Here is a 17,284-nt window from a genome sequence, read left to right as displayed (position 1 = left end):
TGCCTCGTCGGGCAGCCCTGCACGCTGCTAGCTGGCCGGGTCCGCCCGCCAGATCCAGTTGCGCCGCTCGTACAGGGGCGTGAGGCCTACCCGGAGCATGTTGTTCAGCGACGGGTTGGACGAGCCGGGCGCTGGCTTGCCCGTCTCGGCGGTGACCCACCGGCAGCCGGCCTGCGCCGCAGCCGCCGCCCGGGCCGTCAAGAGTGCGCGCGCCCTGTCCTCCACCATCACCGCAGCTGCGGGGCGTGCCAGCCGCCAGCGAGGGCGTCGGCGTCCGCGGGACCCCAGGTGCCCTTGTCGTACGTCTGCACCGGCGCCGCCAGGTCCAGGATCGGCTCGACGATGCGCCATTCCTGCTGGATCGTCTCCTCGCGGGCGAAGCGCAGATGCTGCCCGTCCATCGCGTCGTCGAGCAGCCGCTCGTACGCCTCCTGGCGGTGCCCGAGCGCCGCGCCGAAGTCCACGGACAGGTCCACCGGACGGCTCGCCACCTCGGCGCCGGGGCTCTTCGCCTGGATCGACATCGTGATGCCGTCGCCGCGGCCGAGCCGGAACCGCAGCAGGTTCGCGGCGGCCCCGGCGCCGCCCTCGGCGCGCACGAGGGAGCGCTGCGGCTGCTTGAACTCGACCACCACCTCGGTCGCCGTCCCCGGCAGCGACTTGCCGGTGCGCAGGTAGATGGGCACACCCGCCCAGCGGCGGGAGTTGACCGTCAACCGGGTCGCCACGAACGTCTCCGTGTTCGAGTCCGGCCGCACGCCCGGCTCGTCCCGGTAGCCGGCGTACTGCCCCCGCACGGTGGACTCCGGCGACAGCGGCTCGATCTGCCGCAGCACGGCGACCTCCGCCTCGCGGAACGCGTCGGTGGTGTCGGCGACCGGCGGTTCCATGCCGATCAGCGCGACGACCTGCAGGATGTGGTTCTGGAGCACGTCGCGGGTGGCGCCCACCGTGTCGTAGAAGCCGGCACGGCCCTGGGTGCCGAAACCCTCCGCGAGCGTCACCTGGATGTTGTCGATGTGCTCGCTGTTCCACAGCGGCTCGAACAGCCGGTTGGCGAACCGGAAGGCGTAGAGGCCCTCGACGGCTTCCTTGCCGAGGTAGTGGTCGATGCGGAACACTCGCTCGGGGTCGAACGCCGCGCGCAGCGTGCGGTCCAACTCGTGCGAGGACGCCAGGTCACGCCCGAACGGCTTCTCCACGATCACCCGGCCCCGCTCGGCCAGCCCGGCCGCGGCCAGGCCTTCGACCACCGAGCCGAACACCGCCGGGGGGATCGCCAGGTAGAAGATCGGACGCTCGGCGCCCCGCAGGCGCTCGGCCAGCCGTTGGTACGTCACCGGGTCCGCGTAGTCGCCGGAGATCATCGAGAGGTTCCGCGCCAGCGCGTCGAAGGCCTCGTCGTCGATCTCGTCGTTGGCCTCGGCGATCGACTTGCGGGCGGTGGTGACGAGTTGCTGATCATCCCAGGGGGAGCGTGCCACGCCGATCACCGGGACATCGAGGCGGTCGCGCCGGGTCAGCTCGTACAGCGCCGGGAAGAGCTTCTTCGAGACGAGGTCTCCCGTGACGCCGAACAGCACCACCGCGTCTGAGCGCACCTGCATGACACTTCCATCCGATCGAGTGAACCTGATCTTCCCACCGGAGAACCTCCCGGCCCACCTCGGAATTCCCCGCCGGACGGCCCGGGTGGGGACAGCGACAGGGCCGCGCCGGGTTGCGGCTGGACCGGCCCGGACGATAAGGAAGGTTTACAGTCCAGGTTCGGCGCGGGTAGCGTGCGGGTCTGATCGATGAACGCCGATCACGACGAAGGCCTGGAGGTATCCGTGCGTCGCCGACCCACCATGACGCGGCTGCTGGTCATAGCCGCACTCGGACTGCCGTTCATCCTGCCCGGAGCCCCGGCCGTCGCCGCGCCGACCGCCCCGGCCCGCCACCTGGACGACGTGGTCCCCGCGCCCGTCGAGACCCACCCCGACGCCCGGGGCACATTCCGCCTGAGCCCCCTGACGGTCATCCGCACCTCACCCGGCTCGGCCGCCGCCTGGCAGGTGGGGCGGCAACTCGCCGACACGCTGCGCCCCGCGACCGGCTACCCCCTGCCGGTGCTGCCCGTGCGCTCGACGCCGCTGCCCGAGATCGCCCTGGTCATCGGGGGAGCGGACGGGCGCGTCGGCCAGGAGGGCTACCAGCTCGACGTCACCCGCCACGGCGTGACGATCCGGGCCAACACCCCGGCCGGGCTGTACGCCGGCACGCAGACCCTGCGCCAACTGCTACCCGCCGCGATCGAGGCGTCCAACCGGCAACGGGTCACCTGGACCGTGCCCGGCGGACGAATCGTGGACTACCCGCGCTTCGCGTACCGCGGGGCGATGCTCGACCTGGCACGGCACTTCCACACCGTCGACGAGATCACCGCGTACGTGGACCTGCTCAGTCAGTACAAAATCAACTACCTGCACCTGCACCTGACCGACGACCAGGGCTGGCGGATCCAGATCGACTCCTGGCCCCGGCTCACCACCGTCGGCGGCGGCCCCGGCACCGGAGTCGACGGCGTCGGGCCCGGGTTCCTCACCAAGGCCGACTACAAGGCCGTCGTCGCCTACGCCGCCACCCGACACATCACCATCGTCCCCGAGATCGACATGCCCGGGCACACCAACGCCGCCCAGTCGACCTACCCCGAGCTCAACTGCGACGGCGTCGCACCGGCCCCGCGCACCGACACGGCCGTCGGCTACAGCTCGCTGTGCATCGGGGACGACCTGACCTACCGGTTCGTCGAGGACGTCATCCGCGAACTCGCCGCGATCACCCCCGGGCCCTACCTGCACATCGGCGGCGACGAGGCGCACGCCACCACCGACGAGGACTACCGCACGTTCATGCAACGGGTCCTGCCGCTGGTGTCGAAGTACGGCAAGCGCGCCTCGGGTTGGAACGAGGTCGTGCAGGTCGACCCGCCCACCGACGTCGTGGCGCAGTTCTGGGGCACCGGCACCACCAACGCCGACCTGGTCGAGGCCGCCGCCCGGGGCAACAAGGTGATCATGTCACCGGCCAACAAGGCATACCTGGACATGAAGTACGACGCCAACACCCGCCTGGGGCTGCGGTGGGCCGGCCTCATCGAGGTGTCCGACGCGTACGGCTGGGACCCGGCCACCCGGGTGACCGGCGTCGGCGAGAACGCGGTCCTCGGCGTCGAGGCGCCGCTGTGGTCCGAGACGCTGCGCAGCCTGGACGACATCGAGTACATGGCCTTCCCACGCCTGCCCGCGATCGCCGAACTGGGCTGGTCGACGACGGCCAGCCACGACTGGGAGTCGTTCCGGACCCGGCTGGGGGAACAGGCACCCCGGTGGCGCCTGCAGGAGGTCGACTTCTACCCGTCGCCGCAGGTGCCATGGCTCTGACCGGATGACACGGGGGTCCGGGTCCGAGGCGGCCCGGACCCCACCGTCCTGCTGGGCGATGTCGGCACGACGTGGCACGATCACGTACGTGACCAGCAGACCTGACGAGACGCAGCACCTGCGCGACCTCGCACGCCTGCGCCGCGTCCGCGACCGGATCGACCGGGAGTACGCCCAGCCGCTGGACGTCGAGGCGCTCGCCCGCGGCGTGAACATGTCCTCCGGGCACCTCAGCCGCCAGTTCCGGCTCGCGTACGGCGAGTCGCCGTACGCCTATCTGATGACCCGGCGCATCGAACGCGCCATGGCGCTTCTGCGCCGCGGCGACCTCACCGTCACGGATGTCTGTTTCACGGTCGGCTGCTCGTCGCTGGGCACCTTCAGCACCCGCTTCACCGAACTCGTCGGCGTGCCGCCCAGCGTCTACCGGGACGAGGCGGCGGCCGCGACGGCCGGGATGCCCGCGTGCGTGGCCAAACAGGTGACCAGACCGATCAGGAATCGAGAAGCGCGGGCCACCCAGCCGCAACTAGCGTGACCGCCATGGACATCACCATTCACTCGAGCTTCCTTCCGCACACCGACCCGGACGCCTCCCTGGCCTTCTACCGCGACATCCTCGGGTTCGAGATCCGCAACGACGTCGGATACCAGGGCATGCGCTGGATCACGGTCGGCCCCGCCGGGCAGCCCGACACCTCCATCGTCCTGCACCCGCCGACCGCCAGCCCCGGCCTCACCGACGACGAGCGCCGCACCATCCTCGAGATGATGGCCAAGGGCAGCTTCTTCGGCGTCAACCTGGCCACCACCGACCTCGACAACACCTTCGCCAAGCTGGAGGGCAGCGGCGCCGAGGTCGTCCAGGAGCCGACCGAGCAGCCGTACGGCGTCCGCGACTGCGCCTTGCGCGACCCCGCGGGCAACATGATCCGCATCCAAGAGCTGCGCTGAACCGTGGTCACCCCAGCCATCACCCACACCGACGGCACCGCCGTCGAGCCGCCCCGAAGCGCTGACCCCCGCCCTCGCGCCCAGCGTCATCGCGACACCGAACACCGGCTCAGCCACGACATCGACGTCTGGGTGGCCAGCGCCTCGGCCGACGGCGCACCCCACCTGGTGCCGCTGTCCTTCCACTGGGACGGCGAGACCCTGCTCCTGGCCACGGCGGCCGACAGCCCGACCGGCCGGAACCTGGCGGCCACCCGGAGCGCAAGGCTGGCCCTGGGCGACACCCGCGACGTGTCGATGATCGAGGGCGACGTCGAGGTCCTCGAGATCGACACGCTGCCGCGGGAGCGAGCTGACCTGTTCGCCGCGCACACCGGTTTCGACCCGTGCGCGCTGACCACGTCGTACCGCTGGTTCCGGATCTCACCACGCCGCATCCAGGCGTGGCGCGAGGTGAACGAGATGCCCGGCCGTGAGCTGATGCGTGACGGCCGCTGGTTGGTCTGACCCCCGCGACGACGCGCCGGTGGCCGGGACCACAGGGCCAGCACGGGCCGCATGGATACCGTGGTTCCCGCGGCGACGCCGACGGAGACCCCCAGCAGGCCCCGCCCCGACAGATGGAGACACGATGAGCAAGGCCACGAGGACGGACACGCGGTCGTCCGCGCCGCACATCGCCGACAGCCACGACCTGATCCGGGTGCACGGCGCGCGCGTGAACAACCTCAAGGACGTCAGCATCGAGATCCCGAAGCGCAGGCTGACCGTGTTCACCGGCGTCTCCGGCTCCGGCAAGAGCTCCCTGGTGTTCAGCACGATCGCCGCCGAGTCGCAGCGGATGATCAACGAAACCTACAGCGCCTTCCTGCAGGGCTTCATGCCGACGCTGGCGCGGCCCGAGGTCGACGTGCTCGACGGTCTGACGACCGCCATCATCGTCGACCAGCAGCGGATGGGAGGCGACGTCCGCTCCACCGTCGGCACCGCCACCGACGCCAACGCGATGCTGCGCATCCTGTTCAGCCGGCTCGGCAAGCCGCACATCGGCTCACCGCAGGCCTTCTCCTTCAACGTCGCCTCCATCAGCGGGGCGGGCGCGGTCAGCATGGAACGCGCCGGGCGGACCGTGAAGGAACGCCGCACCTTCACCATCACCGGCGGCATGTGTCCGCGCTGCGAAGGGCGCGGCTCGGTCTCCGACATCGACCTCACCCAGCTCTACGACGACTCCAAGTCCCTCGCCGAGGGCGCCTTCACCATCCCCGGCTGGAAGTCGGACAGCTTCTGGACCGTCCGGGTCTACGCCGAGTCGGGTTTCGTCGACCCGAACAAGCCGATCCGCGACTACACCAGCAAGGAACTCCACGACTTCCTCCACAAGGACCCGGTGAAGGTGAAGGTCGACGGCGTCAACCTCACCTACGAAGGACTGATCCCCAAGATTCAGAAGTCGTTCCTGTCCAAGGACAAGGAAGCGCTGCAGCCACACATCCGGGCGTTCGTCGAGCGGGCCGTCACCTTCACCACCTGCCCCGAGTGCGACGGCACCCGCCTCAGTGCGGCGGCGCGCTCCTCGACGATCGACGGAATCAACATCGCCGACGCCTGCGCGATGCAGATCAGCGACCTCGCCGACTGGGTCAGCAGCCTCAACGAACCGTCGGTGGCGCCGCTGCTCGCCGCGCTGCGCCACACCCTCGACTCGTTCGTCGAGATCGGGCTGGGCTACCTCTCGCTCGACCGGCCGTCGGGCACCCTGTCCGGTGGCGAGGCGCAGCGCACCAAGATGATCCGCCACCTCGGCTCCTCACTGACCGACGTCACCTACGTCTTCGACGAGCCCACCATCGGCCTGCACCCCCACGACATCCAGCGGATGAACGACCTGCTGCTGCGGTTGCGCGACAAGGGCAACACGGTCCTGGTCGTGGAACACAAGCCGGAGGCGATCGCGATCGCCGACCACGTCGTCGACCTCGGCCCCGGCGCCGGCACGGCGGGCGGCACCATCTGCTTCGAGGGCACCATCGACGGACTGCGCGCCAGCGACACCGTCACCGGCCGCCACCTCGACGACCGGGTCGCCCTCAAGGACACCGTACGAAAGCCCACCGGCACGCTGGAGATCCGCGGCGCGACCGCCCACAACCTGCGCGACGTCGACGTCGACATTCCACTCGGGGTGCTCTGCGTGGTCACCGGCGTGGCGGGCTCCGGCAAGAGCTCCCTCGTGCACGGCTCGATCCCCGCCGGCGAGGGCGTCGTCTCGGTCGACCAGGGCGCGATCCGCGGCTCGCGGCGGAGCAACCCGGCGACGTACACCGGGCTGCTGGACCCGATCCGCAAGGCCTTCGCGAAGGCCAACGGCGTGAAACCCGCGCTGTTCAGCGCCAACTCCGAGGGCGCCTGCCCCACCTGCAACGGCGCCGGCGTCATCTACACCGACCTGGCGATGATGGCCGGCGTCGCCACCACCTGCGAAGAGTGCGAAGGCAAGCGGTTCCAGGCCTCGGTACTGGAATACCACCTCGGCGGCCGCGACATCAGCGAGGTGCTCGCCATGTCGGTGACCGAGGCCGAGTTGTTCTTCGGCTCCAGCGAGGCGCGCACCCCCGCCGCGCACGCCATCCTCGAACGCCTCGCCGACGTCGGCCTCGGCTATCTCAGCCTCGGCCAGCCGCTCACCACCCTGTCCGGCGGCGAGCGGCAGCGGCTCAAGCTGGCCACCCACATGGCCGAGAAGGGCGGCGTCTACGTCCTGGACGAGCCGACCACCGGCCTGCACCTCGCCGACGTCGAGCACCTGCTCGGCCTGCTCGACCGGCTCGTCGACTCCGGCAAGTCGGTCATCGTCGTCGAGCACCACCAGGCGGTCATGGCGCACGCCGACTGGATCATCGACCTCGGGCCCGGTGCCGGCCACGACGGCGGCCGGATCGTCTTCGAGGGCACCCCCGCCGACCTCGTCGCCGCCCGCTCCACCCTCACCGGCCAGCACCTCGCGGCCTACGTCGGCGCCTGACCAAGCTGTCTCAGCCGCGCCGGCCCGGGGGAGTACCCCGGACCGGCGCGGCTGTCTATTCGCGACCTGAACCCGGCGCGGCGGTGTCGCCCGAGGCCGCCCGGGGTTTCGTGTAGAGGATCTCCCGGGCCTGCTCCGCGGCGCGACTGATGCTCTCGGCGATGAAGTCGACGAAGCGGGCGATGCTCTCCAGGCGCGCGGCGGCCGGGGTGTCGGGGCCGAGGACGCTGACGCCCTGCCGTGCGACCTCGGCGAGCTGGGCGTTGGCTCGGGCGCCGGCGATCGTGCCCTGGTAGAAGACGTCGTCGTCGACGACGTAACGCTCCCGGCGGCGGTCATCGCGTTCCCGGCGGATGAGGCCCTGACTCTCGAGGAACGTGATCGCCTTAGAGATCGACGCCGGGCTGACCTGGACGCGCTGGACGAGTTCGGACGCGGTGAGGCTGCCCGCGTCGGCGGTGTAGAGGCAGGTCAACACCCGGGACATCATCTTGGGCAGGCCCTGCTGCATGAGCAGGGTGGTGAACATCTCCTCGTACTCGCGTACGGCCTCGGCGTCGCGTCCGTGCGCCTGCGAGGGTGCCTGCGGCCCTGGGGGAGCGGCCTGCCTGCGCCGGTGCGCGCGGCGTTCGGTGGCGCGGTGGGCCAGATCGGCGCGGTACGCGGTGGGGCCGCCGTTGCGCATCACCTCCCGCGTGATCGTCGAGGTGGGACGGTCCAGACGCCGGGCGATCTCGGCGTACGCGAGCCCGTCGGCCAGCCCCAACGCGATCTGCTGACGTTCGTGCTGGCTGAGCCTGCCTCCCGGCATCGCGATCTCCCTTCACGCTTCCCTGACACCGCCAGCATAGCGTTCACTCCCACTTCAATGCAACGCTGAGGGCGAGCAACGTTGCGTTAGATTCAGAACTGTTGCAACGAAAATGGGGCTGCCACCTGCTCATACGCCGATTGCGCGCAACGATCATGTTGCCTGATCCTTGAACGCAACGTAGCGTTTCCGGTGTCAGAAACAAGCGCAGGAGGAGAGCACGATGCAGAAGTTCGACACCCCCACCCCGATCGCCACCGTCCTCGACATCCCCGCGGGGCGCGTCCAGTTCATCGCCGCCGACCGGGCCGACACCACGGTCGAGGTCCTGCCCGCGGACGCCTCGAAGAGCCGCGACGTCAAGGTGGCGGAGCAGACCAAGGTCGAATACAGCGACGGCGTCCTGCGGATCACCGCCTCGGCGAAGAACCAGATCCTCGGCCACTCCGGATCCATCGAGGTGACGGTCCAACTGCCCGCCGACTCCCGGGTCACGGCGAAGGCGGCCAGCGCGGAATTCCGGGCCGTCGGACGGTTCGGCGACGTCGCCTTCGACGGCGCGCACGCCGAGATCAAGATCGACGAGGCCGCCAGCGTCCGCCTCACCACCGCCGCCGGTGACGTCTCGGTCGGCCGCCTCACCGGACCGGGGGAGATCAGCACCGTCAAGGGCGACATCCGGATCACCGAGGCCGTACGCGGCACCGTCGTGCTGCGCACCCAGGCCGGCAACCTGTCGGTCGACGCCGCCCCCGGCGTTTCCGCCTCCCTCGACGCCGGCACCACCCTCGGCCGGATCCACAACTCCCTCCGGAACACCGAGGGCACCGCCGACCTGACCATCCACGCGACCACCACCCACGGCGACATCGTCGCCCGCAGCCTCTGAGGAGCACACACCATGACCAACCTGGCGATCGCGGCGCACGGCCTACGCAAGTCCTACGGCGACAAGGTCGTCCTCGACGGCGTCGACCTGACCGTCCCCGAAGGAACGATCTTCTCCCTGCTCGGCCCGAACGGCGCCGGCAAGACCACCGCCGTCAAGATCCTCTCCACCCTCATTTCCCCCGACCCGGCCTCCGGCGCCATCCGCGTCGGCGGCCACGATCGCGCCACCGACCCCCAGGCGGTCCGCGCCGCGATCGGCGTCACCGGCCAGTTCTCCGCCGTCGACAACCTGATCACCGGCGAGGAGAACATGCTCCTCATGAGCGACCTGCACCACCTGCCCAAGCGCGAAGGCCACCGCGCCGCCGCAGAGCTGCTGGAACGCTTCGACCTCACCGACGCCGCGAAGAAGCCCGCCTCCACCTACTCCGGCGGCATGAAGCGCCGCCTCGACCTCGCCATGACCCTGGTCGGCAACCCACGGATCATCTTCCTCGACGAGCCCACCACCGGCCTCGACCCCCGCAGCCGCCACAACATGTGGCAGATCATCCGCGAACTCGTCTCCGACGGCGTCACCGTCTTCCTCACCACCCAGTACCTGGAAGAGGCCGACGAACTCGCCGACCGCATCGCCGTGCTCAACGACGGAAAGATCGCCGCCGAGGGCACCGCCAAGGAGCTCAAACGGCTCATCCCCGGCGGGCACGTCCGGCTCCGCTTCACCGACCCGGCCTCGTACCAGTCCGCCGCCCTCGCGCTGCACGACGCCACCCGCGACGACGAGTCCCTCGCGCTGCAGATCCCCAGCGACGGCAGCCAGCGCGAACTCCGCTCCATCCTCGACCGGCTGGACTCGGCCGCCATCGAGACCGACGAGCTGACCGTGCACACCCCCGACCTCGACGACGTGTTCTTCGCCCTGACCGGCGGCACCAACATCCCCCACCAGCCCAAGGAGACCGTCCGATGAGCACCCTCACCCTCGCCGTACGCGACTCGTCCACGATGCTGCGCCGCAACATCCTGCACGCCCGGCGCTACCCGTCCCTCACCCTCAACCTGCTGCTCACCCCGATCATGCTGCTGTTGCTCTTCGTCTACGTCTTCGGCGACACGATGGGCTCAGGCATCAACGGCGGCGGCGCGGACCGCTCCGACTACATCGCGTACATCGTCCCGGGCCTCCTGCTGATGACCATCGGCAGCACCGTGATCGGCACCGCGGTGTCCGTCTCCAACGACATGACCGAAGGCATCATCGCCCGCTTCCGCACCATGGCGATCCACCGCGGTTCGGTGCTCGTCGGGCACGTCGTCGGCAGCGTGCTGCAGTCGGTCATGAGCGTGGTCCTCGTCGGCGCCGTCGCCGTGGCCATCGGCTTCCGCTCCACGGACGCCAGCGTCCTGGAATGGCTCGCGGCACTCGGGCTGCTCGCGCTCTTCGCCACGGCCCTCACCTGGATCGCGGTCGGCATGGGTCTGGTCAGCCCCAACGCCGAGGCCGCCAGCAACAACGCGATGCCGCTGATCCTGCTGCCGCTCCTGTCCAGCGCCTTCGTCCCGGTCGACGCCATGCCCGGCTGGCTCCGGCCGATCGCCGAGTACCAGCCGTTCACGCCCTCCATCGAGACCCTGCGCGGCCTGCTGCTCGGCAGCGAGATCGGCCACAACGGGTGGCTCGCGGTCGCCTGGTGCCTGGCTCTGGCAGTACTCGGCTACTTCTGGTCGACCTCCACGTTCAACCGCGACCCGAAGTAACCCCGCGACAGCGCGGGCCGCGTCCCGCAGCTCGTCCCGCCCACGGGCGGCGTACCCCGACACCATGTCGGCGTACGCCGCCCCGTCGGCGTTCCCGGCCCCTGGCCGGATCCGCTTCGCGGCCCGCAAGCCAGATCCTCACTCACTCCCGCCCGCCGCCCGACTGCGCAACCACGCGTTGAGCCGTGCGGCCTGCCGCGTGAGGTGGTCCCGTTCGGCGAGATTGGGCGCTGACCGGGCAGCTTCGGCGTAGAGCCGCGCCGCGGTGACCGCGTCACCGTCCCGCTCGTGCAGGTACGCCGCGGCGGCGGCATAGCCGGGGGAGGGAGGAATCAAGCTCCGCCAGGGCGGCCAGTCCGGCCCGCGCCCCGTCGGCCTCACCGACCGCGACGGCGCGATTGAGCCGAGCCACCGGACTGTCGGTGAACCGCAGCAGCTCGTCGTACCACTCGACGATCTGCACCCAGTCGATCTCCTCAGCCGTGCGTGCGTCGGCGTGCAGCGCGGCGATGGCGGCCTGCGCCTGAAACTCGCCCAACCGGTCACGGCCGAGGGCCGCCTGAAGCACCTCGACGCCCTCGGCGATCAGGCGGGTGTCCCACAGGCTGCGGTCCTGCTCGCCGAGGGGCACGAGACGGCCGTCCGTACGGATCCGCGCCGAGCGCCGCGCGTGGTGGAGCAGCATGAGCGCCAACAGGCCCGCGACCTCCTCATGGCTGGTCCTGGCCGCCAGTTGACGGGCGAGCCGGATCGCCTCTCCGGCGAGGTCGACATCGCCGGAGTAGCCCTCGTTGAAGACCAGGTAGAGCACCCGCAGCACCGTGGCGACGTCACCGGCCTGGTCGAACCGAACACCGGAGACGGTCCGCTTGGCCCTGCTGATCCGCTGGGCCATGGTCGCCTCCGGCACAAGGTACGCCTGCGCGATCTGCCGCGTCGTCAGACCGCCAACCGCACGCAGCGTGAGCGCGACGGCCGACGCCGGTGTCAAGGAGGGGTGCGCGCACAGAAAATACAGCCGGAGCGTGTCGTCCACCGCCTCGACCGGTCCGGGCATCGGCTCGACCTCGACGCGTACCTCACGCCGCCGCCGGGAGGCATCGGCACGGGCCGCATCGAGGAACTTGCGCCAGGCCACAGTGACCAACCAGCCCCTGAGGTCCCGCGGCGGATCATCCGGCCACACACGCACGGCTTCGACCAGGGCATCCTGCACGGCATCCTCAGCCGACGCGAAGTCGGCTCCCCGCCGGACGAGGACACCGATCACCGCGGGTACGAGGTCCCGCAGCAGCGCCGCGTTCACTCGGTGACCGTGGGCGACCCGCCCAGAAACGGCCGAACCTCCAACCATTCGTAGATCGGCTTACCACCGGGCCCGGGAGCCGCCGACAGCTCTCCCGCCAGCTGAACCGCCCGGTCCCACGACTCCACGTCGATGATGTACCACCCGGCGATCAGGTCCTTGGTCTCGACGAACGGCCCGTCGGTCACCGGTGGCCGCCCCTCGCCGCCGTATCGCACGAACGCGCCGCCGGACGCCAACGCCTGGGTGTCGACGAACTCGCCCGTCTCCTCCAGCCGAGCCGCGAAGTCGCGCATGAACTGCACGTGCGCGTCGACCTCGTCCGGGGTCCACTGATCCATCGGCGCCGACTCCATGGCGGGAGCCGGGCCACCCCGGTAGTGCTTGAGCGCCGGCTACTGGAGTCCAACAGCCGGACGGTGGAGTCACCGCACGACACTCACGCCTCGGGCAGCCAGCCACGCTCCCGGGCACGCCAGCCCAACTGCAGGCGCGACTGCGCCCCCGCCGTCTCCATCAGGTGCTGCACCCGGCGAACGACGGTGCGCCGGCTCATCCCGAGGCGCGCACCCGCCGTCTCGTCGGTCATCCCGGCAACCAGCAGCGACAGCAACTTGCGGTCCTCATCCGAGATCTCGCCCCGCGCGGTAACCTCACCGGCGCCCGACAGGCCCAGGGGACTCGCTGTCGACCACACGCCCTCGAAGAGTGCGACGAGCGCGTCGAGCAGCGCGCACGGGTGGACGAGCACCGCCGCATCCTGCGCCGCATCCGTCAATACCAGAGGGAGCAGGGCCAGCGTGCGATCTGCGACGGCGAGCTTTGTCGGCACGCTGGGCGCGAGGCGCGCTATCTCGCCATTGCGGACGTGCTCCCCGGCCGCCGCCAGGGTGGCCGGATCGGCGAGCGCGTCGATGGTGTAGACGACGCGGTAGGTGATTTCCCGCCCGCGCTCCATCTGTACGCGGTTGACCTGCTCGGCCGCGGCGTACGGCGGCGCGACCAGCATCCGCATCGTTGCCTTCGCGACACGCTGTACCCGGTCGAAGGCACGCTGCACGCTTGCTTGCCCTTGGACGATCTCGATGAGTTCACCGGTACGCCGTCCGGCGGTACGGTCGCGGGTCTGGGCCGCCAGCGCGTGCGCCGCCTCGCGGACCCGGTCCAGCTCGGCGTGCTGGCGCTGGATCAACTGCTCGATCGCCTCGTCTGGCGGAACCGGCACGACCAGGCCGTGCGGCGGTGGCGTGCGGTGCACCATTCCTTTGCGGTGCAGGCCGGCCACCGCCCGGCTGATCTGCGTGGTGGGCCGTCCGGTGCGTCTGGCCAGCTGATCCACGGTGGCGCTGCCCTGCCGCAGCAGCCCAAGGTAGGCCGACTCCTCGGCGGTGGTGAGTCCGGCGGGCTCGAGCATGCGTGGGCCTCCCATCGAGCGGCGGTGTGGGACGGGACCGGTGGCGAGGCCGGCGGTTGTGTGATCGGCGTGGCGCACCTGAGTCACGACTCATCTGCGCCCCTGAGTGATCTAGCCCCGGGTGGTGCCAAGTGTGACACTCGGCCGAGCTCGATTCCACGATCATCCGGGAGACCGCGGTCGGGAGGAGGGCCCTGTCGTGAGGTCGCTACAGGGTCAAGAGCGGCCATTTGAAGAAGGGGTCCATGTCTGTGCATCCTTCCCGGCCACACCGGCGTACTGCCCTGACGGCGGTATCCGGTGCCCTCATGGTGGGGCTCGCGGCTCTGGCGGCCGTGCCTCCGCCACCGGCGCTCGCCTCGCCGCAACCTGCCACCGAGCCTGGCCGCGCGCAGCAGCGTGCCGAACACCACACGATCACGCTTGTCACCGGCGATACAGTGGCCGTCACTCGTGGACCGAAGGGCATCATTTCGTACAGCGTCACCCCGGGCCCTGGCCGCCAGGACGTGACGTTCCTGACCCGATCGGCCAGCGACGGCGCCGCCTCGGTAATCCCCTCCGACGCGCTGAACCTGCTCTCCGCCAACCAACTGGACCCCCAACTGTTCGACCTGGGCGCGCTGATCGACAGCGCGCCCGACGACGGTGGCGAACTGCCGCTGATCGCGCAGTACGCCAAGGCGACCACGGCCGGGCCCTCCAACCGGGTGCGGGGCGTGCTCGCCGACGGTGCCCGGACCACTCTCGCCCTGCCCCGGCTCGGGCTGAACGCGTTGCGCGTCCCCCCGAACAACACCGGACGCATGTGGCGTGCAGTCACCGGTGGAGAGAAAGCTGCCCAGCGTCTGCGCGGTGGCCTCGGCAAGCTCTGGCTGGACCGCAGGATGAAGGTCTCGCTGGAGCGCAGTGTGCCCCAGATCGGCGCCCCGACTGCCTGGCAGGCGGGGCTCACCGGGACCGGTGTCACCGTGGCCGTTCTTGACACTGGCTACGACATCGACCACCCCGACCTCAAGGACGTGGTCGTCGCGTCCGCCGACTTCGTCGGCGAGGGCACGGTAGACGACCACGTCGGGCACGGCACCCACGTGTCCTCGACCATCGCGGGCAGCGGAGTGGCCTCGAACGGGCTGCGCAAGGGCGTGGCGCCCGGCGCGAAGCTGGCCGAGGGCAAAGTTTGCTCCGAAGAAGGCTGCCCCTGGTCGGCGATCCTCGCCGGGATGCACTGGGCGGCCAACGAGGTGCATGCGAAGGTCATCAACATGAGCCTCGGCGGGCTCGACTCCGCTGGTATCGACCCACTCGAGGCCGCGGTGAACGACCTGTCGGCCCAGACCGGAGCCCTCTTCGTCATTTCGGCGGGCAACAACGGCTGCAGGTATGGCGCCCGCCCGGTCGGCTCGCCCAGCACCGCTGACGCGGCGCTGAGCGTGGCCGCGGTCGACCGGACCGACTTCATCGCCGACTTCTCCAGCTGCGGTCCACGCATGCTCGACGACGCGCTGAAGCCGGAGATCAGTGCGCCAGGAGTGGGCATCGTCGCGGCCGTCCCCGGCGGGGGCTACGGGTCCTTCAGCGGTACGTCGATGGCCGCCCCGCACGTCACCGGCGCGGCGGCGATCCTGACCCAGCAGCATCCCCACTGGACCGGAGAGCAGCTGAAGGCCGGCCTGATGAGCAGCGCCTCCGAGCCCCGCTGGGAGAGCATGCCATCGCCCCGGTACGGGTCCGGCCGTGTCGACGTGGCGCGGGCGGTCGCCGCTCAGGTCACGCCGAGCGTCGGTGGTCTGAACATCAACCAGCCCTGGCCGCGTCCCACAGCGGGCGTCACCCGCACGGTCAGCTATCGCAACGTCGGGACTGAGCCGGTCGTCCTCGATCTGGCCGTCTCGTCGATCCCGGCCGCGCTGGTCACGCTGAGCACCCAGCGGTTGACGGTGCCCGCCGGAGGCAGCGCCTCGGTGACGCTCACCGTCGGCAGCGAGGGCGAGGCAGAGGCGTACCACCTCGGCGCCCTCACCGCCACCGTCGACGGCGCCCCGGTGGCCCGGACCGCGCTGACCTACCACCAGGACGCGCGGTACGACGTGTCGGTGGAGCTGGTCAACCGGCTCGGCGCGCCCGCCGAGGGCAGTGTGGCTGCGGTGAACGGCGACACCGGCGCGGTGACGTACTTGACGGTCAATGGGGGCATGGCACGGGGGATGCTTCCCACCGGCCGGCACTACCTGCTGACCACGGTGTTCCCGGGCGGGCCGGAGGACATCGCCTTCACCTACGGGATCGTGCCGGTCACGGTCACCGACGATACGGCCGTCCTGCCGGTACGGGTCGACGCCCGCCGCGGCAGGCAGGTCCGGCTCGAGGTCTCCGACCGCTCGGCCGAGCATGTCGTCACGTCCGTGGACCTGACCCTCGACGTGGCCGGCACCCGGATGGCGCACGGCGGCTCCTTCGGCGTGCAGGGTGCGAGCTACGTGCTCCCGGTCGAGGATCCGGCCGTCACCTATGGCGCCCGGGCGGTCTTCGACAAGAAGAGTTCGAGCGAGCAGTCGCCGAGCCCCTACCACTACCGGATCGCCGACACCCGCGCCGGCATCCCCAGCGACCCGGTACGCACCGTGGCCAGGGAGGACCTCGCCCGGGTCGTCATGGACTTCAAGGCTCCCGGCGTCGCCTCCAGCGGATCCGCCGCCGTCGGCATGATCACCGACGACAGCCTTCCCACGCTCACTGTCGAAGGGCCGGCCGACTTCCCGTCGAAGGTGATCGACTACCGGGCGCCGGGGCGGTACGAGAGCGAGATCCGCATCGGCGACAACTGGATCACGGCACCGGCCCGAACCGTCAGCCTGGCTGAACCCGGCCGGGAGACCTGGAACAACGCGCTCCTCGGGCCGACGCTGGACAGCACCACCGGGCTGAACGGAGACGGCTTCATGTCGATCCCCGACATCCCGTGGTTCGTCGACGCCGAGACGCACGACTTCGCGTACACCCCCGCGTCCGGCACCCTGACGCTGAAGCGGGAGGGGGAGCAGGTCGCGCAGTGGCAGGCCGGCCAGTGGGGCTACGCCTACGGGCTGCCCGTGGAGAAGGCCACGTACACCCTGCAGGCGAGCGTCACCCGGTCGGTGCCGTTCGCCACCCTGTCCAGCCGGATCGACGCCGAGTGGCGGTTCACTACGGCAGGCACCACGGAGTGGCTGGCCAATCCGCTCATGGTGCCCCGCCTGGCAGCCGTCGGCCTCGACGAGTACAACCGGGCCGCCGGCAAGGCACCCACCAAGGTGCTGATCGGCGTCAGCGGCCAGCCCGCCGGCGGCGTCCCGGCCACCCGGGTCACCCGGGTGGAGGCGTCCTTCGACGAGGGCGGCACCTGGAAGTCGCTGAAGGTCACCGCTGGGCCGGACGGGACGCTGGGCAAGGTGATGGTCCCCAACCCGCCCGCGGCGGGCCACGTCGCGCTGCGCGTCACGCTGACCGACCGGGACGGCAACCAGGTCACGCAGACCGTCCACCGCCCCTACGAGGTGCGGCCCCGGTAACCGAGCGAGGCCGGGCCCGAGCGGCTGCAGCCGCTCGGGCCCGGCCTTCTTTCCGACCCTTTCAAAATGGACGGCTGCACTGGTCTTGTCTTCGGCAGGCGCGGCCGCCCCTCAACCCCGGGAGCGAAATGCCCAGACGAATT

At 70.5% G+C, this 17,284-nt stretch carries 14 protein-coding genes and 1 pseudogene; 9 read left to right on the top strand and 6 right to left on the bottom strand.

Translation table 11 applies throughout. The features are described from left to right. Positions 1-27: 27 nt before the first annotated feature. Positions 28-228 (bottom strand): hypothetical protein, encoded by a 201-nt coding sequence (locus tag ABZU69_RS16410; RefSeq protein ID WP_354965158.1) that lies wholly within the window; start codon positions 226-228, stop codon positions 28-30. Continuing rightward, on the bottom strand, positions 228-1,607 hold the full coding sequence (gene zwf / locus ABZU69_RS16405; RefSeq protein WP_354965157.1) for a glucose-6-phosphate dehydrogenase: 1,380 nt from the start codon (positions 1,605-1,607) through the stop codon (positions 228-230). Before zwf ends, ABZU69_RS16410 begins: the two co-directional genes overlap by 1 nt. Before the next feature lie 189 nt (positions 1,608-1,796). Here zwf and ABZU69_RS16400 point away from each other — a divergent pair, with 189 nt between their 5' ends. From ABZU69_RS16400 to ABZU69_RS16380, 5 genes are all read left to right on the top strand, one after another. Continuing rightward, positions 1,797-3,428: a beta-N-acetylhexosaminidase gene (locus tag ABZU69_RS16400; protein WP_354965156.1), complete on the top strand. Its 1,632-nt coding sequence runs from the start codon at positions 1,797-1,799 to the stop codon at positions 3,426-3,428. 88 nt (positions 3,429-3,516) lie between these two features. Continuing rightward, positions 3,517-3,966, top strand: coding sequence for a helix-turn-helix transcriptional regulator (locus ABZU69_RS16395; RefSeq protein ID WP_354965155.1), 450 nt, complete (start codon positions 3,517-3,519; stop codon positions 3,964-3,966). 5 nt (positions 3,967-3,971) lie between these two features. Next, complete coding sequence (locus ABZU69_RS16390; RefSeq protein ID WP_354965154.1) at positions 3,972-4,382, top strand: VOC family protein; 411 nt, start codon at positions 3,972-3,974, stop codon at positions 4,380-4,382. A gap of 3 nt (positions 4,383-4,385) precedes the next feature. Further along, a complete protein-coding gene (locus ABZU69_RS16385) occupies positions 4,386-4,889 on the top strand; it encodes a pyridoxamine 5'-phosphate oxidase family protein (RefSeq protein WP_354965153.1) in 504 nt (167 codons plus the stop codon). A 124-nt stretch (positions 4,890-5,013) separates the two neighbouring features. After that, on the top strand, positions 5,014-7,407 hold the full coding sequence (locus ABZU69_RS16380) for an excinuclease ABC subunit UvrA (protein WP_354965152.1): 2,394 nt from the start codon (positions 5,014-5,016) through the stop codon (positions 7,405-7,407). A gap of 55 nt (positions 7,408-7,462) precedes the next feature. On the opposite strand, the gene ABZU69_RS16375 is transcribed toward ABZU69_RS16380, so the two are convergent. Beyond that, positions 7,463-8,218, bottom strand: a complete 756-nt coding sequence (locus tag ABZU69_RS16375; RefSeq protein ID WP_354965151.1) for a helix-turn-helix domain-containing protein — start codon at positions 8,216-8,218, stop codon at positions 7,463-7,465. A 223-nt stretch (positions 8,219-8,441) separates the two neighbouring features. Between ABZU69_RS16375 and ABZU69_RS16370 the strand changes: the two genes are divergently transcribed. Genes ABZU69_RS16370 through ABZU69_RS16360 form a run of 3 tightly spaced genes read left to right on the top strand, consistent with a single transcriptional unit; the run spans position 8,442 to position 10,870 of the window. Next, positions 8,442-9,107, top strand: a complete 666-nt coding sequence (locus ABZU69_RS16370) for a DUF4097 family beta strand repeat-containing protein (protein WP_354965150.1) — start codon at positions 8,442-8,444, stop codon at positions 9,105-9,107. Positions 9,108-9,119: 12 nt separating this feature from the next. Beyond that, positions 9,120-10,082, top strand: a complete 963-nt coding sequence (locus ABZU69_RS16365) for an ATP-binding cassette domain-containing protein (RefSeq protein WP_354965149.1) — start codon at positions 9,120-9,122, stop codon at positions 10,080-10,082. Next, positions 10,079-10,870: an ABC transporter permease gene (locus ABZU69_RS16360; protein ID WP_354965148.1), complete on the top strand. Its 792-nt coding sequence runs from the start codon at positions 10,079-10,081 to the stop codon at positions 10,868-10,870. The genes ABZU69_RS16365 and ABZU69_RS16360 overlap by 4 nt, the downstream gene beginning before the upstream one ends. 138 nt (positions 10,871-11,008) lie before the next feature. Here the strand turns inward: ABZU69_RS16360 and ABZU69_RS16355 are convergent. From ABZU69_RS16355 to ABZU69_RS16345, 3 genes and pseudogenes are all read right to left on the bottom strand, one after another. Next, a pseudogene (locus ABZU69_RS16355) lies at positions 11,009-12,176 on the bottom strand (DUF6596 domain-containing protein). After that, the gene (locus ABZU69_RS16350; protein ID WP_354965147.1) at positions 12,173-12,532 is read right to left on the bottom strand and encodes a YciI family protein; all 360 of its coding nucleotides are present in this window, start codon (positions 12,530-12,532) and stop codon (positions 12,173-12,175) included. Before ABZU69_RS16350 ends, ABZU69_RS16355 begins: the two are co-directional and overlap by 4 nt. 83 nt (positions 12,533-12,615) lie before the next feature. Then, positions 12,616-13,590 carry a helix-turn-helix domain-containing protein gene (locus ABZU69_RS16345; RefSeq protein ID WP_354965146.1) on the bottom strand — a complete coding sequence of 325 codons (975 nt, stop codon included), beginning with the start codon at positions 13,588-13,590 and terminating at the stop codon, positions 12,616-12,618. 509 nt (positions 13,591-14,099) lie between these two features. Here ABZU69_RS16345 and ABZU69_RS16340 point away from each other — a divergent pair. Beyond that, the gene (locus ABZU69_RS16340; RefSeq protein ID WP_354965145.1) at positions 14,100-17,141 is read left to right on the top strand and encodes a S8 family serine peptidase; all 3,042 of its coding nucleotides are present in this window, start codon (positions 14,100-14,102) and stop codon (positions 17,139-17,141) included. Positions 17,142-17,284 lie beyond the last annotated feature (143 nt).

Source organism: Micromonospora sp. NPDC005206, from assembly GCF_040608175.1.
GTDB lineage: Bacteria > Actinomycetota > Actinomycetes > Mycobacteriales > Micromonosporaceae > Micromonospora.
This window is presented reverse-complemented; position numbering and strand designations above follow the sequence as displayed.